At 51.9% G+C, this 17,534-nt stretch carries 7 protein-coding genes; 5 read left to right on the top strand and 2 right to left on the bottom strand.

Going from position 1 to position 17,534, the window contains the following annotated elements:
• Positions 1–143 precede the first annotated feature (143 nt).
• The 3 genes from recC to recD are packed head-to-tail and all read left to right on the top strand — an operon-like array spanning position 144 to position 9,264.
• The gene (gene recC, locus HQN60_RS14445) at positions 144–3,680 is read left to right on the top strand and encodes an exodeoxyribonuclease V subunit gamma (RefSeq protein ID WP_173534325.1); all 3,537 of its coding nucleotides are present in this window, start codon (positions 144–146) and stop codon (positions 3,678–3,680) included.
• Positions 3,680–7,462 (top strand): exodeoxyribonuclease V subunit beta, encoded by a 3,783-nt coding sequence (gene recB / locus HQN60_RS14440; protein WP_173534324.1) that lies wholly within the window; start codon positions 3,680–3,682, stop codon positions 7,460–7,462. The genes recC and recB overlap by 1 nt, the downstream gene beginning before the upstream one ends.
• On the top strand, positions 7,459–9,264 hold the full coding sequence (gene recD / locus HQN60_RS14435; protein ID WP_173534323.1) for an exodeoxyribonuclease V subunit alpha: 1,806 nt from the start codon (positions 7,459–7,461) through the stop codon (positions 9,262–9,264). The genes recB and recD overlap by 4 nt, the downstream gene beginning before the upstream one ends.
• Before the next feature lie 8 nt (positions 9,265–9,272).
• On the opposite strand, the gene HQN60_RS14430 is transcribed toward recD, so the two are convergent.
• A complete protein-coding gene (locus tag HQN60_RS14430; protein WP_173534322.1) occupies positions 9,273–10,061 on the bottom strand; it encodes a tRNA pseudouridine(65) synthase TruC in 789 nt (262 codons plus the stop codon).
• A gap of 105 nt (positions 10,062–10,166) precedes the next feature.
• On the opposite strand from HQN60_RS14430, the gene HQN60_RS14425 reads away from it, so the two are divergent.
• Positions 10,167–10,661, top strand: a complete 495-nt coding sequence (locus HQN60_RS14425; protein ID WP_173534321.1) for a hypothetical protein — start codon at positions 10,167–10,169, stop codon at positions 10,659–10,661.
• Between the two features lie 80 nt (positions 10,662–10,741).
• On the opposite strand, the gene glnE is transcribed toward HQN60_RS14425, so the two are convergent.
• Positions 10,742–13,417 carry a bifunctional [glutamate--ammonia ligase]-adenylyl-L-tyrosine phosphorylase/[glutamate--ammonia-ligase] adenylyltransferase gene (glnE, locus tag HQN60_RS14420; protein WP_173534320.1) on the bottom strand — a complete coding sequence of 892 codons (2,676 nt, stop codon included), beginning with the start codon at positions 13,415–13,417 and terminating at the stop codon, positions 10,742–10,744.
• Positions 13,418–13,634: 217 nt separating this feature from the next.
• Here glnE and HQN60_RS14415 point away from each other — a divergent pair, with 217 nt between their 5' ends.
• Positions 13,635–17,510 (top strand): YhdP family protein, encoded by a 3,876-nt coding sequence (locus tag HQN60_RS14415; RefSeq protein ID WP_173534319.1) that lies wholly within the window; start codon positions 13,635–13,637, stop codon positions 17,508–17,510.
• The last annotated feature ends 24 nt before the right edge of the window (positions 17,511–17,534 follow it).

Genomic DNA, 17,534 nt, shown 5'->3' with positions numbered 1-17,534 from the left:
TCGCGTCTGGCTGGTGCTGGCCTTAATTTTGGCTCAGCGTGACGTGCCGATTGCGGTTCAAAACCTACTTTGTGCGCCTTTTCTGGCAACTGAAGTCAGCTTAACAAGGTAGAATAAGTCTTGCTTCTTACTTCGGTGCCCGCATGTCCAGCCGCCTGCATATTTACCAGTCCAATCGCCTCGAAAATCTGTTCGAATTATTGCAAGCGCTGTATGGCGTCGCTTTGAGCGATCCGTTTGCCAGCGAAAAAATCATTGTTTCCAGTAAAGGTATGGAGCGCTGGCTGCGGTTTAAATTGGCCGATCGCGTTGGGATTTGCGCGGGGATAGACTTTCAACTGCCCGCCAGCTTTGTCTGGTCTTTGCTCAAAGACGCATTACCGCATTTACAAGCTGATTCGCCATATAGCGCTAGCCCGCTGGCTTGGCGCTTATTTGGGGTGTTGCCAACATCCGGCGCTCGCGCTGCTAGCCCGATTGTGGCGGCGTATTTGAGTGAGGGGGACGCGCGGCGGCAAATGGCGTTGGCGGGTAAATTGGCCGACGTGTTCGATCAGTATTTGGTGTTTCGCAGCCATTGGATTGCAGCGTGGGAAGCGGGTCAGTTAGTGGGCTTGGGGCCCGATGAAGCGTGGCAAGCCACATTGTGGCGTGAAGTGAAAGCCAGTATCGACGGCGATTTTGGCGCCATGCCACATCGTGCCGATATGTTTGTGCAGCTATTTAATGCGTGGCAAAACGATGGGCCAAGTCGTTTGCCTGAGCGCATTACCGTGTTTGGTATTGCCGGCATGCCGCCGGCGTATATCGACGTGCTGGGCGCTTTGGCTGAGCACATCGACGTGAATTTATTTTTGCTTAATCCTTGCCGCGAAGAATGGGGGGCGATTGTCAGTGCCCAAGTGATTGCGCGCCGCGAGTTAGACCGCAAGCAAGAATCACTCTACCTCGATATTGGTCATCCTTTATTGGCCTCGATGGGTAAGGCGGGGCGTGATTTTTATCGCGCGGTAACGGAGGCTTTCCCGTGGAGTGGTGGCGGTGAGCAGTGGTTGTTTTATGATCCACTCGAGCATATTGCCACGCCAAGCCTATTGCAAACGCTGCAATCGGATGTGCTCAATTTACTTAATCGTGATGTATTAAACGCTCAAGTAGTCGCAAAGAACGATCGCTCACTAACGTTTCATAACGCACATAGCGCGATGCGTGAAGTTGAAATCTTGCATGATGAAATTGCCGCCATGCTGGTCAATGACGACAGTTTATTGGCCTCCGAAATTGCCGTGTTACTGCCCGATATGGGGCCGTATGCCCCGCTGATTGAGGCGGTTTTTGGCGATGCCAAAGCCTCTGGCGCACCCAATATTCCGTTTAATATCGCCGACTTAACCACGCAACAAGAATGCCCGGCGGTTGATGTGTTGATGCAGCTCTTGCAATTGCCGGAAAGCCGCTGCAAAGCCGATGAAATGTATGGCTTACTCGAAACGCCGCAAGTGGCGGCGCGCTTTGATATCAGTAGCGATCAGCTATTGACCCTAAGGCATTGGATTGCGGCAGTCGGCATCCGTTGGGGCTTAGATGCGGCGCACCGGGCTGAGTTTGATTTGTCCGATATGGGCGCGGCCAATACCTGGCAGTTGGGTTTAGATCGATTGCTGTTGGGTTTAGCCTTGCCCAATGCATTGGCCGGTGACGCAGTACCGCTGTGGGGCGAGGACACTTCTGAATTAGCCGCGCTGGCGCCGTGGGATGATTTGGAGGGCTCGCAAGCGAGCTTATTGGCCAAATTAACCACATTTATTACCGCCGTAGGGCAATGGCGGGCGGCGCTCAGTGTTGCGCGCACTTTGCCGGAGTGGCGCGATGCAGCTTTATTGCTACTCGAAAATTTTATTTTATTTGACGAACATGACGAGGCCGAACTCAAACTGGCTGAAGCCATACGCACGACGCTAGCGGATTTGGCCGATGAAGCGCAATTGGCCGGTTTAACTGAGCCCGTGCCGCGCGAAGTGGTGTGCGATTGGTTGCAACATCGCTTTGAAAACAGTAGCCGTGGCTCGGGCTTTATGTCGCGCGGGGTGACGTTTTGCACCATGGTGCCGATGCGTGGCTTGCCGTTTCGGGTGGTGGCGGTGTTGGGTTTGAATGAAAATGATTTTCCACGCAATCCGCCCACGGCGGGATTTGATTTAATTGCTCAGCATCCGCGCTTAGGCGACCGTTCGCGCCGCTTGGATGATCGGTATTTGTTTTTAGATTTGATATTGGCAGCACGAGAAAAACTCTATTTGTCGTGGGTTGGGCGCAGCTTAAAAGACGATGCGCATTTTCCGCCTTCGGTATTGGTGAGCGATGTGCTCGATTGTGTGGCGCAAGGGTTTTTCCTTGAGGGCGATATCGACGCAAGTATCGAAGTGCGACGAGCCAATTTATTGCAGCATTTAACCCTTGAGTATCCCTTGCAGCCCTTTAGCCTACAAAACTTTGTTGGCCATACCCCTGAAAACAATGCAAATGCCATTGCGTCGTTTAATCCGCTGTGGTGCCGTGCTGCCGAACAAATTGCATTGGCGGCCATGGGGCGAGTGTCGAGCGTTACTAAGAGCGCAGACGAGGGTGAGGCGGTATTGAGTGAGCAGATGCAAAGCGATGCGCTGAACGATGCAGTCGCGAGCAATTTAGCCGCCGCCGAGCAATATCCGCCATTTGCCATGCCCAATAGTTTGCGCTGGGATGAATTGGCGCAATGTTTGGCCAAACCAGCGGCTTACTTTTTGCGGCATCGGGCGAATTTGCATTTTCAGCCTAGTGCCAATGATGCCGGCTTAGAGGACGATGAAGCGTTTGATTTAAAAGATTTTCGCGATAATGCCGTGCGCGATCTTGGCCTTAAGTATGGGCTTGAAGCGCATGATCTGGCTTTTGCGCGAGGTAATACCCCTTTGGGTGTGCCGGGTGAAATGCTGGTGGATGAGCAGCTGTTTGCCGCTTGTGCGCTGCTGGACGCTTTGCCGCGCTATCAATGCAGTGATCAGTTGCCCGCGCAAATGGTGCAAATGACTTTGTCGCCGTCTTGGTCGCGATCACCATCTGATGTGCAAATTACCGGTTGGTTAGATGCGTGTTATGCCGATGGGCGCATTGTTTTAAAAAGCCAAATTTATCCGCGCGATGTGTTTCGGGCGTGGGTTGAGCATTTACTACTGTGCGCCATGCAGCCCAGCGCCATGCAAACTGTGACCCGTTGGCTGTCGCCTGAGCGTGTTTTGTACTGCTCGCCGATTGCACCGGAACAAGCGACAGCGTATTTGAGTGATATTTTGGCTTTATATCAAGCCGCAATGGCCGCGCCATTGCCGTTTTTCCCGCACAGTGCTTTGGCGTGGGGTAAGGCGCTGCCAAGCGATACGGTCGAGGATGAAGACACCCAAGCCTTACGTTGGGCAGCGGCGATCAAGCGTTGGTTGCCGAGCTTTAACCGCGATGGCGAATGGCTAGAAGTACAAAATCAATTGCTATGGCCGCAAGATCCGCTGCAAATCGATAGTGCCAACGGCGTGCAATTTACGGCGTGGGCGACGCGAATTGTGTTGCCGATGTTGGCTGCAGTCGAGGAGCGAACCTTGCATCATGATTTAAACCGCTTGTTAGCCGAACAAGGAGCTGCGTGATGACTGAACGCCAATTGGATGGATCGATGGCGCACGCCAGCGTGGTAGAGGGTACTGCCGCCGACAAGTCGGGCCTGCCTGAATTTGCGCCGTTAATGGTGCACGATGTGGCACTCGGTGGCCGAGTATTGATCGAAGCTTCGGCCGGTACCGGAAAAACCTTTAATATCACCGGCCTGTATGCGCGTTTGATTTTAGGCGCGGGTATTGCTCCCGACGAGCCAGCATATAACGCAGCCAAAGGATTACTCCCCGAGAGTATCTTGGTGGTGACGTTTACCAAGGCGGCAACGGCCGAACTCAAAGATCGGATTCGTTTACGCTTGGCGCAATTGACGCAAACCTTTGTTGAGCAAACGCCGGTGATGGTGGGCGGCGCGCCAGAGCCATTCTGTGCCGAGGTGTGGGAGCGGGTCATCGCCGAAGGGTTGGACCCCGATCCTTTATTGCGGCAACTGCGCTTGGCGCTCGCGACGCTCGATTGCGCCGCGATTTCGACGATTCATAGTTTTTGCCAGCGCTTATTAACGGAGCAAGCGTTTGAGGCGGGCTTTGATTTTGATCGGCAATTGCTTGAGGACGAAAGCGAGTTACTGGCTGAAATTACCCATGATTTTTGGCGCAGTCAGGTGTATGCGGCTGATATGGCGTGGGTGGCGTATTTGCGCGAGCAAAAAATCGATGTGCCGTATTTAGAGCAATGGGCTGGTCAAGTAAAAAGCCTTGATCCGGGGTATTTTTTGCCTTTGCCTGATTTGCCATCGGCCACGTATCGGAATGAGCGCCGCGCGCAATATGCTGAGCAATGGCGACAATGCCAGTATTGGTGGGATCAAGACGAAATCGCCGCGTTGTTACTCAATGCCCAAGCCGGCGGCATTTTTTCTGGCACGTATAAGCTGACGAACGAAAAATGGCAGGATGGGCTAGCAGCGGTGAATCGTTTATTGCAAAGCCCAACGCCCAGCGTGTCTTTATGTAAAGACTGGGAAAAATTCACCCAAAGTCATTTGCTCAAAATGACTAAAAAAGAATTTAAACCGGTGGTGCCGCAACATGAGTTTTTTGCCGCCGCCGAGGCTTTATTGGCCAATGCCGACAGTATGGCCGCGGATTTGGCCTTGCAACTCAAATACTGGCGCTTGGATTTTGCGCGCTATGTGCGTGAGCAATTGGCGCTTCGCAAAGCGCACAGCGGCAAAATGTCGTTTGATGACAGCATTACTTGCTTGGCTGCGGCACTGGACGATACGGTGCGGGCGCAAAACTTAGCCAATAAGGTCAATCAAAAATATCGCGCGGCCTTAGTCGATGAGTTTCAAGATACCGATCCGTTGCAATTTAAAATTATTGATCGTTTGTTTGGTCATGCTTTAAGCGACGGTAGCGAGCCGCCGTTTTTTATGGTGGGCGACCCGAAGCAAGCGATTTACGCTTTTCGCGGTGCCGACGTGTATGCCTATTTGGGCGCGCGAGGGCAGGCTAAAGCGTGTTATTCGATTGAGACTAATTTTCGCTCTGACGCGCCGATTGTTGAATTTGTGAACGCGCTATTTGCGCCCAAAGATGCTTTTGTTGAACGGCAAATTAGTCATCCCACCATTGCCGCCAAGCAAAGCGGTGAATCTAAATGGCAATGCGCCGATGATCGCGCCGCGGTGCACGCTTTTGTGTTTGATGGTGGTAATCCCGACACGGCGGAAAAAATGCTATTGGCGGCAACGGCCGATGAAATTGCTGGTTTACTGAATGCCGCCAGCCAAGGCAAGGCCACGCTAAGTGGGAACGCTTTAAGTCCAAAAGATATTGCGGTTTTAGTGCCGAGCCATCGGCAAGCGCACGCCATGCGCCATGCGCTGGCGGAGCGCGGCGTGGCGGCGGTGATGCAAACCCGAGAAAGTGTTTTTGCCTCGAGTGAGGCGCAAGGCTTGTGTGCGATGCTGGCGGCGATTGAAGCGCCAGCGCAAACCAGTTTGCTGCGTAAAGCCTTGGTGAGCTCGGTGATGGGCATTAGCGTGGCGCAATTATTGGCGCTGCAATTGGATGATGCAGCGTGGCAAGACGAAGTCGAAAACCTACAAAGTTGGCGCGATGAATGGCGCAAGTTTGGCTTTATGCCGATGTTTCGGCGCTGGTTGGTCGAGGCCGATATTGCCAGCCGTGTATTAAAGCAAGACGGTGGCGAGCGGCGCTTGACCAATTTACTGCATGTGGCGGAGCTGGTGCAGCATGAATCCAGATCTCGCCCCAATCCGGCCTTATTGCTGGCGTGGCTCGAGCGGCAAATTGCTGAGCCCAATCAGGGCGCAGAAAGCCAGCAAATGCGTTTAGAAAGCGACGCTGATCGTGTGCGCTTGGTGACGATTCATGCGTCCAAAGGCTTGGAATATCCGATTGTGTTTTGCCCATTTGCATGGAAAGGCAAGGGGGAATTGGTGCGTAACCCGCAATGGGTGTCGTTTCACCAACCAAGCGCGGCGCATGCGTTGCAGATTGATGTGGGCACGTCTGAGCTTGAAGCGCATCTGGCGCAAGCTGAGCACGAAGCGTATGCCGAGCAGATTCGTCTGTTGTATGTGGCCGTCACTCGCGCCAAGCATCGGCTGTATTTAGCGTATCCGGCGTTTGAAAAGCTCGCTTGGCAGTCGCAGGCGGGACTAAAAAATGCGCCGTTAACGCATTTATTGCGCACGGAATCAGGTCAAGCCATTAGCGAACACCTCAAATCGCTCACGCTGCCTTTGCTCAGTGACGCATTTAAGCGCTTAGATGCGCGCGTGTCGGTGAGTGGCCTACCTGAGTGGACGCGATATGCCGGCACGGATCGTGCACTACCTGAGTTGCAATTGGCTGCGCGCTCTAAGCGCTTTGATTACGCGCCGTGGAGTTTGGCTGCGCCGTGGCGCTTAGCCAGCTTTACTTCGCTCACGCGCAGTTACGCCAGCGATGCAGTGGCTGAAGCGGGGACGGATTACGACGCTGATGGGGTGCAAGTGCCTCGCTTGGATAGCGAAGCGTTGTCGGATGAAATGCGCTTTCGATTTATGCGCGGTAGTCGGGCCGGTACCACATTGCATTCGGTGTTTGAGCACACTGACTTTACGCGAGTCGATGCCGCAGTCTTGGCGCAAACGGTGACGCAAGCGATGCAAAAATCCGGCTTGGCCTTGGCGCTCGATGCCGCACCTCAGGTCGCCGATTGGTTGCTGGCCGTGCTCGCCGCGCCCATTGAGCTGGCGACGGGTGTGTTGCGGTTAAATCAATTAACGCATCGCCAGCGCTTAAATGAATGGCAGTTCTTATTGGGGTGTAAGTCGGTGGATATCGCCGCCTTTTGCCGCGTATTGGCCCAGCCTGAGTTTGGCGTTGAGCCGCGCTTTATTGCCGCTGCCCAGCGGCTAAAGCCAGAAAAATTCGTCGGTTATTTAAATGGTTTTGTCGATTTGGTTTTTTTCTGGCAAGGCCAGTATTTTATTGCCGATTACAAATCCAACTTTTTGGGCGATCGCTTGAGCGATTACGATCCTGCCGCATTGCGTGACGTGATGAGCGACTCGCATTATTACTTACAGTATTTATTGTATAGCTGCGCTTGGCATCGGCATATGTTGGCGCGCTTGGGAGAGCGCTATGACTATGCGCGTGATTTTGGTGGGGTGTTGTATTTATTTATTCGAGGTATGTCGCCAGAAGTCGCTAATTGTGGCGTTTGGCACGATAAACCCCCTTTAAAACTCATTGAGGCGCTCAATCGTGCCCTAGGTGAAGGAGTGGCGCAATGAGTAATACCGTAGAAACCAGCACGCCATTGACGGCGATGAATCCCAGCGCAGTAGAAAAAATCGATTTTTCTAGCGTGCTGCTGGATTTATTGCGGCGTAAAAACCCCAACGCCCCCGCTGATTTATTGGGGCTTGCCGCACAATTGGCTAAAGCCAGCGAGCGCGGCGATGTCTGTGTGGATATTCCGGCGCAAACCGATTTGGCGGCATGGCTAGCCAGTGGTTTGGTGGGCGAGGCTGGGGACTTTATGCCCTTAATTGCCTCGCATCAGCGGCTGTATTTAGCGCGTTATCACGCGTATGAGTCGCGATTGGCCTTGCAATTGCGCGCCATGGCGCTTGATGCGCCGCCAGCGCCAGATGAAGCTCGACTGGCGGCACATTTACAGACTTTTTTTGCCGGCAGCCATGAAAACCCCGATTGGCAAAAAATCGCCGTGACCGCTGCGCTGCATCAACGACTGAGTATTGTCAGCGGTGGCCCCGGGACTGGAAAAACCACCACGTTGATTAAATTATTAACCTTGCTGCAAATCAGTAGCGATCGCGTGCTCAATATTGCGCTGGCGGCGCCGACAGGTAAGGCGGCCATGCGCATGCAGGCGGCGATTAGTCAGGGCAAGCAAGATTTAGCCGCAAAAGGCTTGTTAAGCGCGGAGTTGGCAGCGCAAATCCCCGATCAAGCCACGACTTTGCATCGTTTGCTCGGTAGCCAATTTAATTCAGTGCAGTTTCGCCATCATGCCGCGCGCCCTTTAGTGCTCGATGTGCTGGTGCTGGACGAAGCGTCGATGATCGATTTGGCCTTGATGAGTAAATTGGTCGATGCTTTGCCGCCACACGCTCGGCTGATTTTATTGGGCGATAAAGATCAGCTCGCTTCGGTTGAAGCGGGCGCAGTGATGGGGGATTTATGTGCCGAAAGTGGGTTTTCGCCTGACTTTGCTGCCAAATTATCGCGCTTAACTGGCCAAGTGGTTGAGCCAAGCTTTTCCGCATCGGCACTGGGCGAGCATGTGTTGACGTTGCATAAAAGCTATCGGTTTTCTGGCGCGATTGGCGCTTTGGCCAAGGCGATTAATGGCGGCGATTTACGCACAATCAGTACGCTATTGCAGGCCGCTGCCAGCCCAGTCAATAGTGATGCGCCATTGCTTTGGTATGCCAGCAATCCAGCTGCCAGCGGTCAGGATTTAACTGCGCCATTGCTGGCGGGATACGCAGCATTTTTTGCGGCAGTGGCGGCCAATGCCGCGCCAAGCGAGGTGTTTAAGGCGTTTGATGCGTTTCGAGTATTGAGCCCGGTGCGACAAGGCGCCGCCAGTGTGTCGCGTGTGAATCATTTGATTGAGGCGCAATTGGTCAAACAAGGCTTAAGAATGAATGACCAAGTTTGGTATGCCGGCCGACCGGTATTGGTGCCGCAAAATCTATACGATTTGGCACTATATAACGGCGATATTGGTCTGACTTTGATGGATGACGCCGGCAAGTTATGGGTGCATTTTCCCGATAGCAATGGCGGTACACGCAAAGTTGCGCCTGCGCGCTTGCCCTCGGTGGAAACCGCGTTTGCAATGACGGTGCATAAATCACAAGGCTCGGAGTTTGCGCATGTGTTGTTGCTGTTGCCCAGCCCAAGTGATGGCAGCGTGAGCGCTTTAAGTCGGGAGCTGGTTTATACCGCGATTACGCGTGCGCGCCAGCAAGTGAGCTTGTGGGGTGAGGAAAGCATTATTACCAGCGCCAGCCGCAAAGGCATTACGCGGCAATCGGGTTTGGCGCTGCGTTTATTGGCGTGAGATTAGTGCTAAACAAAAATTTGGCGCTGCAGTGACGTACTCGGTTGCGGTGCTTGGTACTCGATTTGGTGGGTATCTAAAGCCGCTAAGCAGCCTAATTCTTGGATTACCCAGCTCATATCGGCGGCGACTGGCGCAGTAATACTGAGCATTTGTCCGCTAATGGGGTGTTTAAACTGCATCTGAGTGCACGCCAATAATAGGCGATTCACGCCAAAAGCTTGCGCAAAGGCGCGATTGTGTCGACCCTTGCCGTAGGTGGTGTCGCCAATAATTGGATGGCTTAGGTGTTTGAGGTGGCGGCGAATTTGATGGCGGCGGCCAGTAATTGGATCGAGCGTGACTAAGGCGTAGCGGCTGCTGGGGTATTTGTCGACCATCCACGGCAGCTCGACACTGGCAATACGTCGATAGTGGGTTTGACTGGCTTGCGCGGCTTTTTCAACAATGCCACCAAACACTTCGGCGTCGTCTTTACGGATTTCTAATGGATGATCGATTTCGCCTTGCTCATCCGGCCAGCCGCGCACTACCGCAAGATAGTTTTTTGCCACTTGCCGTTCGGCAAATTGCATCGACAGGGCGCGGGCGCTGTCTGAGTTAAGGCCAAACAATAAAACCCCCGAAGTGGCTTTGTCCAAGCGATGCGCCGGAAAAACATGCTGGCCAATTTGATCGCGTAATAGTTGCACCGCAAAGCGCGTTTCGTAGGCGTCTAAGCTACTGCGGTGAACCAATAAATCACTGGGTTTGTGAATGGCAACGAGATGATCGTCTTGATACAAAATGGGGAGCATAGTGCTGCTTTGTGGCGAGGGGTTTTGATGAGACTGGCTGGTTTATGACGAAATCAGTCAGCATGTGCTAATGTAATGGTTGTCTGCATGTGTTTTGGGTACGTCATGTCTATGGTTCAGCAATTGCCACATTACATTTGTGGCCATCATCATCCGCTTGAAGCCTATCAGCAAGCGGATGATCACTCACAAACTTTGTGCTGGTCAGCAATGACCTTACCATGCCCAAATTGCTGCACGCAAATTGTGCAAACCTTAGATTTGAATCCGCAAGTTTACGTTAATCTTCAGCAATTATCATCCAGTTTGACCGCTTTTGTGATTGAGGTGAGCGAGGTGAGTCAGCCTTTGGATGGCGTTTTATCACTGACGGGTTATGTGCAGCGCGCGGCGTCGATTGATGAATTGCATCCTGGCGGTGATATTTTTGACTTGCCAAATGCAGTGTGGCGCAAAGAATATTGGTTTGATAATGACACTGAGCCGATGCACGTGGTGGCTTTGCTCAGGCATTTAAAACAAGAAATGCGCTGGCTAGAAACATACCTGCCGCAAGGCATGCGCGCGATTCATTTTGCTGATTTTGTCGGCACGGCTTAATTTTTAATGGGTCATCGATGGTAAAAAGCCCCAACGTTGTAAGGCGTTGGGGCTTGGTTGTTTTTAGTCAGCTGAAACCATCATCCAAATAGATTTTGCCAAGTGGCTTGCACCGATTGCAGATCGTTTTCCAGCGGTGCAATCATATCGGGCGTGAGCGGCGTGCCGTTGAGGCGATTGATATGCTGCAAGCGGCGTAGTGCGCGGTAGGCAATGCGGGCGTGCTCAGCAGCGTGGCTGCTGATTAAGCCGTGTTGGGCGGCGGTGTCGAGTAAGGCGATATTGCCCAAATTGGCAGTGAGCGCCGGAATGGTGGCTGAATACGCCAAAATCAAAAATTGCATAATAAATTCAATATCCACAATCCCACCGCGTAAATGCTTCACATCCACGGCGCTGGCGGGGTGGGTTTCAAGGATTTTTTCGCGCATTTTTTTAACTTCGGCTTTGAGCGAATCAATATCACGCTCAAGGCAAATCACCGCATTGCGAATGAGCGTGAATTTTTGACCGATGGCGACATCCCCCGCGCAATAGCGAGCGCGTGTGAGGGCTTGATGCTCCCAAACCCAGGCTGAATTGCGCTGATATTGCTCGAAAGCATCAATGCTAGAGACCAGCAATCCCGATGTGCCATTAGGGCGTAAGCGTAAATCAATATCGTACAGCTGACCGGCCGAGGTCATGCTGGTGAGCCAGTTGACCACCCGCTTAGCAAAGCGAGCGTAGATTTCGCCCGCATTGGGGTGCTCGTCCTCGTATAAAAACACCAGATCCAAGTCCGACGCGTAGCCTAATTCTTTACCCCCCAATTTGCCGTAACCAATGATGGCAAATTGCGGCGTTTCGAGGTGTTTATTGGGCATTTCGCGCCAAACTTCTTCGATGGCGACCGATAAAATGAGATCAGCAAGATCGGATAAATGATCCGATAGCGTTTCTAAAGGCAATAAGTCGGCCAAGTCTTGCGAAACTAAGCGAAAAATCTGCGTGTGTTGAAAGTGCCGTAAGCAATCCATCTTGGCTTCGGTGTCGTCTTTAAGCTGGCCAATGTCTTGCCTCAGCTGCTCGCCTAATTTGCCCCAATCTGGCGCTTGATGTAGTAAGCGTGAGTCGAGTAATTCATCGAGCAAGATCGGGTGGCGAGTGAGGTATTCAGACACCCAAGGGCTAGCGCTATACAGTGATGCGAGCCGTTTTAACGCCTGTGGGTGTTCTGCTAGTAGTGCCAAGTATGATTCGCGGCGACCAATGGCTTCGAGTAAGTCAAGTAATCGCGTGAGCGTAATGTCGGGGTTGCTCACTTGGGCCGAGATGGTAATCAGTGACGGTAAGATCGCATCGAGTCGTTGTCGGCAGCGATCGGGCATTTGCCGATATTTGCTGCTGTCATGTAAAGCATTGAGTCGACGTTGGATTTCCAGCGGTTTGGCAAAACCCAGTGCGCTCAATTGGCTGGTGTCTTCGTCAAGGTATTGGTCGATATGCGTTTCGGTATTGCTGGCATTGAGAGCACTGTGCTCAGGTAGCGCAAAAATTTGTTCAAATTGCGCGGTCACTTGCGCGCGGTGCATGTCGAGCGTGGCTTTAAATTGCGCCCAGTTGTCGAACCCCATGCTGAGTGCCAGTCGCGCCTGATCGTCGCTTTGCGTTGGCAGCATTTGGGTTTGCGCATCGTCTAAATACATAATTCGATGTTCGACATTGCGTAAAAACACATACGCCGCTTGCAGTTGATTGACGATGTCGACAGGGAGTGTGCCTTGTTGTTCCAGCTCGTTCAAAATGACTTGTGTGGGTCTTTGCTGCAAAGCCTTGGTGCGCCCACCGCGGATGAGCTGGAACACTTGGCCGATAAATTCAATTTCACGAATGCCGCCAGGGCCCAATTTGACGTTTTCAAAACGATCTTTGCGCGCCACTTCACGGCGGATTTGGCTGTGCAGCTCTCGCATAGAGTGATACGCGCCGTAATCGAGGTATTTTCGGTAAATAAACGGCGTGACTAAGCTCATTAAGCCAGCGGCGTCACCACTTAAAGCGCGGCCTTTAATCCACGCGTATCGCTCCCACTCGCGCCCTTGGGTGAGTAGGTAGTTTTCTAAAGCGGCAAAGCTGGTGACCAAGGGGCCAGAGTCACCAAAGGGGCGTAAGCGCATGTCGACTCGAAATACAAACCCATCGGCGGTGGTGTCGCCAATGATGCGAATTAGCTTTTTGCCAATTTGGGCAAAGTACTCATGATTGCTGATGCGCTTAGTGCCATTGGTTTCGCCGTCTTCGGGGTAGACAAAGATTAAATCAATGTCCGATGAGACATTGAGCTCACGGCCACCTAATTTACCCATGCCAACAATAATCAGCTCTTGCACCGTGCCGCTGTCTTCGCCAATGGGTTGACCTATGCGTTCGGTGGCTTGGCTTAAAAATTGTAATGCGTGGCTGAGTGCCACTTCAGCTAAATCGCTAGTGGTGGTGACTACTTCATTGAGGTCAGATCGACCGCTGATTTCTCGGGAGATGAGTCTGGCCATCACCGCTTGGCGCAAATTACGTAATTGTTGGCTGAGTTGTTCTTCGGTTTCAATGGGCTCTTGCGCCAGTTGATCGAGCATCGCTTGCCGAGTAAAGACTTGCTCGAGCGACGCGATGGTGGTGTCGATCAAGTGGGGGTGACGCATAAAGAGATTATTAAGGTAGCGGCTATGCTGGCGTGCGGCAAGAATGGCAGGGTTGGCGGAGGCGATATCGGTCATAGGCTCACTCGTAGGCATTGGCAATTGGCGCTATGGGGCTTTCCCTGAAGGTGTCTAGTGTGATGCGGGGCATAGACGGCGGCAAATCTTTGCGAGAAATGCCAAGTGAAGCAGAATGCCGCTTTGGAATCAGGGTAAAATAGCGTTCTTGTGCGTAACCCTAGCATAGCCGAGCCTGTTTGGGCGCTTTCCCTCTTTTGAATTTGGACGTTTTTTAGTGCGCCGCATCAAACTTGCTTTATTTCATCTTCCGCACAGCCTCTATCGTTGGCTCAAGCGTCTTGTGCTGGCTTTTTTGTTGCTGTTGCTGATTGTGGCGAGTGCTTGGCAGTTTTGGTTTATGCCGCGATTGAATGATTATCGGCCTTGGCTGATGACGCAGCTCGAACAGGCGATGGGTGTGCCGGTGTTTATTGGGCAAGTCAGTGGCGGCTGGCAAGGGGGCTATCCACAGTTAATGGTGCGCGATTTTGCTGTAGGTAAGAATCGCCAAGCGCCCGACCTGCGCTTTGCGACCCTCAGTGCCACTTTATCGATTCGCACGCTATTTTTAGGGCGGATTCAATTTCATCAAATTGTGCTTCAGTCGCCTTTGCTCGACATTAGTCGCTCTATGGATGGTCGTTGGTGGATGGGGGGTGTGGCATTAAGCCAACAATCTAGCGAGCACCGCGATGCCAGTATGCTCAATTGGTTATTGGCGCAAAATGAAATCGTCATTGAGCAAGGGCAAGTGCGGTTTAGTGACGCACAAGGCCAGTATCCTAGTTTGACGGTCAGTCAGGTGGACTTTTCTACCGATCAATTTTTAGGCGCACATCGCTTTAATTTGGCTTTAACGCCACCACCCAGTGTGGGGCCGCGCATTCAAGTGCAGGGGCGATTAAAAGGGCGAGATGTTGCGCAGCTGCAGCAATGGTCGGGCTGGCTTAAATTGCAATTGCCCGAAAGTAATCTGATTAAGTTTATGCCGTGGCTGAATGCCTTAATGCCTAAAACTTTGTTGCTTGAGCATGGTGTGGGGCAGTTAAATTTGCGTGTTGATTTAGCACAAGGCCAATTGCAAGCCATCGAGGCCGATTTGGGCGCGCGTGATTGGCAAATGCGTGATCAAGCTACGGCCACCCTGTATCAGCTGCCAAGGCTTGATGCCGTTGTCTTCTGGTCTGATACCCCCAAGGGAAAAACCTTAAAAATTAATGGTCGGCAGATTGCCTCGCCGTCTGGGGTGTTGTGTACCTCTTGTAATCTGACATATAGCCAAACCAAGACCGAATCGACGACCGAGGCGGCTCTACAGTTAAAGCAGTGGCAACTTGCGGGTTTAAATGCGTATTTGCCGTTACTCAAGCCTTATTTGGCTAGAGCAAGGATGCCGCAATTGAGCAGTGCCCCCGCTGAGGTGGGCGGGCTGATTCAAGAGGCAGAGCTTAGTTGGCAAGGCCCATTATCTGCCGCCAAGGCATTCGCAGGACGTTTTGATGCGCAAGCGCTGGTGCTGCGCCATGCAGATTTGAATCTAGGTCCGGTTGATTTGACGGGGCAGTGGCAAGAACAAGGTGGACGACTTGATGTACGGGGACGTAATACCGAGTTTAACTACCCGGCACAATTTGTCGATCCCATGCTGCTCAACGAGCTAAGTACCCGCATCGAATGGCAAAAGAAGGCGCAAAACTGGCGCTTTGATTTGCTGAATTTCTCAATGATGAATCCAGCCATTCAGTTGAAATTAGATGGTCACTATGAAGGGCCAAGTTCAGGATTGGGTAAGGTCAAAGTGTCGGGAGATATTACGCATCTGTCGGCCAATCAGGCGTATCGCTATTTGCCACGAATTTTGGGCGATGATGTCCTTGATTGGTTAAAACAAGCTTTGTTGGCAGGGGATGCCAGTCAGGGGCGAATTACTTGGCAGGGGGATGTTGCGGGATTTCCTTATCATAAAGGTTCGGCGGATGAGGCGCGTGGCCAATTTGCAATTTATGCTAAAGCGGCGGATGTGACGCTGAACTATGTGCCAGGCTGGCCAATGATTGACCATATCAATGGTGATTTGGCTTTTGAAGGCTTGGCGATGAAAATTAATGCATCGGCTGGCGAAATCTCAAAAACCCGTTTAAGTGGCGTGCAGGTTGAAATTCCGAATTTAGAACAAGATCAGCATATCTTGGTGAGCGGTCAAGTGAATGGTCGTACGCATGACTTTTTGTCGTTTGTTGCCAATAGTCCGGTTAAGGAGAGCACACAAGGGTTTTTAGATACTTTGGAGGCCGAAGGCGATGGCACGCTGGATTTAAAACTCGATATGCCCATGATCAATATTGAAAATACCAAAGTGAGTGGTCGTTATCGCTTTAAGCAAAATCAATTGCGCTTTGGCGGTGCGATTCCGGTACTCAATGCCGCGACTGGCGAGGTCGAGTTTTCCGAATCGGCGATTAAAGTGCCCTATGCTCAGGCCAAAGCGCTTGGCGGTACGGTTAAATTATTGGGCTCGAACGATGTGAATGGCGCTTTGGTATTGAATTTAACCGGCGACGCAGCAATGGGGCAGATTGCGACCGCCTATTTGCCGGCACTGCAAGCGCAGATTTCGGGGCAAAGTCAGTATCAAGCGCAGCTTAAAGTCGCACCTAAGCAATTTGATCTGTCGGTGAGTAGTGATTTGCAGGGCGCTAAAGTCAATCTGCCAGCGCCCTTGGGCAAAAATGCCGCGCAAAGCCGGGCGCTGAATGTCAAAGCCAGCGGTGGGGCTTTGCAGCATCAATTAACGTTTTCTTTAGGCCAATTATTATTCGGCAAAATGCAAAGTAAGCAATCGAGCCCTAGCGCCGAACCGAAAGTGCAAATGGTGCTTGGTCTAGGGAGTGAAGTGAGGGCGTTACCAGAAAGTGGCGTCCTAGTGACTGGGCATTGGCCAGCGCTAGATGTTGAAAATTGGCTCGATTTTGTTGAGAAAATGCCGCGACCATCGAGTGGCTCGGCAAATGCCGCTAGCAATAGCCTGCCGGCAATTACCGTGAAAGAGCTGGGTTTTAAGCAGGTGAATGCATGGGGGCGCTTATTTAATGGCGTCACCATCAGCGCTAAGCCTGCAGCACAAAATTGGCAGGTTGATTTAGAGAGTAAAGAGTTGGCGGGCCGAATCAACTGGCAGGCCGGTAGTCGGCAACTGAATGCCAAACTGAGTAAATTATGGTTGCCATTATCAATGGAGTCGCAGGCAGCCCCGACGCACGTGATGGGTTTAACTGGGCCGGTTCAAAATAATGCATTAGACGAGCCAAGTGCTTGGCCGCAAATGAATTTGGATGTGGCTGATTTACGCTATGAGCAGATTGAATTGGGTCGGTTAAATGTATTGGCGGTACCGCAAGGCGCGGCGCTCAATATTGAGCAGTTACAGTTAAAAAATACCGACGGTGATTTAACATTAAATGGAATCTGGCGGCAAAAAGACGGTAAAAATCTGACTCAAGGGCAGGTGCAACTGACTTCAGCCAATTTGGGGCGATTATTGACTCGGTTTGGCTACCCAGAGGCGATGACGATGGCGCCGCTGCATTTTGGCGGCAATGTTGAATGGCAAGGTCCACCGTGGTCTCCCAAACTCAATTCAATGCAAGGTCAGTTTAAGATTGATGTGGGCGCGGGGCAGTTTTTAAAAATTGATCCGGGCGCAGGACGGTTTTTAACGGTGCTGAATTTACAAGCAATTCCACGGCGTTTAAAACTCGATTTTGAAGATTTAATTTCACAAGGCTTTGGCTTTGATCGAATCACCGGGGACGCCACGATGAATCAGGGCGTTGCTAAGACTAAAAACCTCACGATTGACGCGCCATCGGCCAAAGTGCGTTTTAAAGGCGACGCCAATTTTGTCGCTGGGACGCAAGACATCGTAGTGCGTATCGTTCCAGCAGTGGGCGATGCAGTGGCTTTGGGCGTGGCGGCGATTAATCCCATTGCGGGTTTGGCGACTTTTGCCGCGCAGCGCTTGTTTGATCAAAATCCCTTGGGAGAGCTGGTTTCGTTTGAGTATCAAATCAGCGGTTCAATGCGTGATCCACAGGTTAAAAAATTAAACTAATGGGTATGTTGCTGTAGTTAATAT

It is taken from the genome of Deefgea piscis, assembly GCF_013284055.1.
Taxonomy (GTDB): domain Bacteria; phylum Pseudomonadota; class Gammaproteobacteria; order Burkholderiales; family Chitinibacteraceae; genus Deefgea; species Deefgea piscis.
Note: the sequence above shows the minus strand (reverse complement) of the source record. Positions and strands in the feature narration are given on the sequence as shown.

Bases quoted from the DNA above. Each gene is read 5' to 3' on its own strand.
- recC (WP_173534325.1), top strand. From the start codon at position 144: ATGTCCAGCCGCCTGCATATTTACCAGTCCAATCGCCTCGAAAATCTG.
- recB (WP_173534324.1), top strand. From the start codon at position 3,680: ATGACTGAACGCCAATTGGATGGATCGATGGCGCACGCCAGCGTGGTA.
- recD (WP_173534323.1), top strand. From the start codon at position 7,459: ATGAGTAATACCGTAGAAACCAGCACGCCATTGACGGCGATGAATCCC.
- HQN60_RS14430 (WP_173534322.1), bottom strand. From the start codon at position 10,061: ATGCTCCCCATTTTGTATCAAGACGATCATCTCGTTGCCATTCACAAA.
- HQN60_RS14425 (WP_173534321.1), top strand. From the start codon at position 10,167: ATGTCTATGGTTCAGCAATTGCCACATTACATTTGTGGCCATCATCAT.
- glnE (WP_173534320.1), bottom strand. From the start codon at position 13,417: ATGACCGATATCGCCTCCGCCAACCCTGCCATTCTTGCCGCACGCCAG.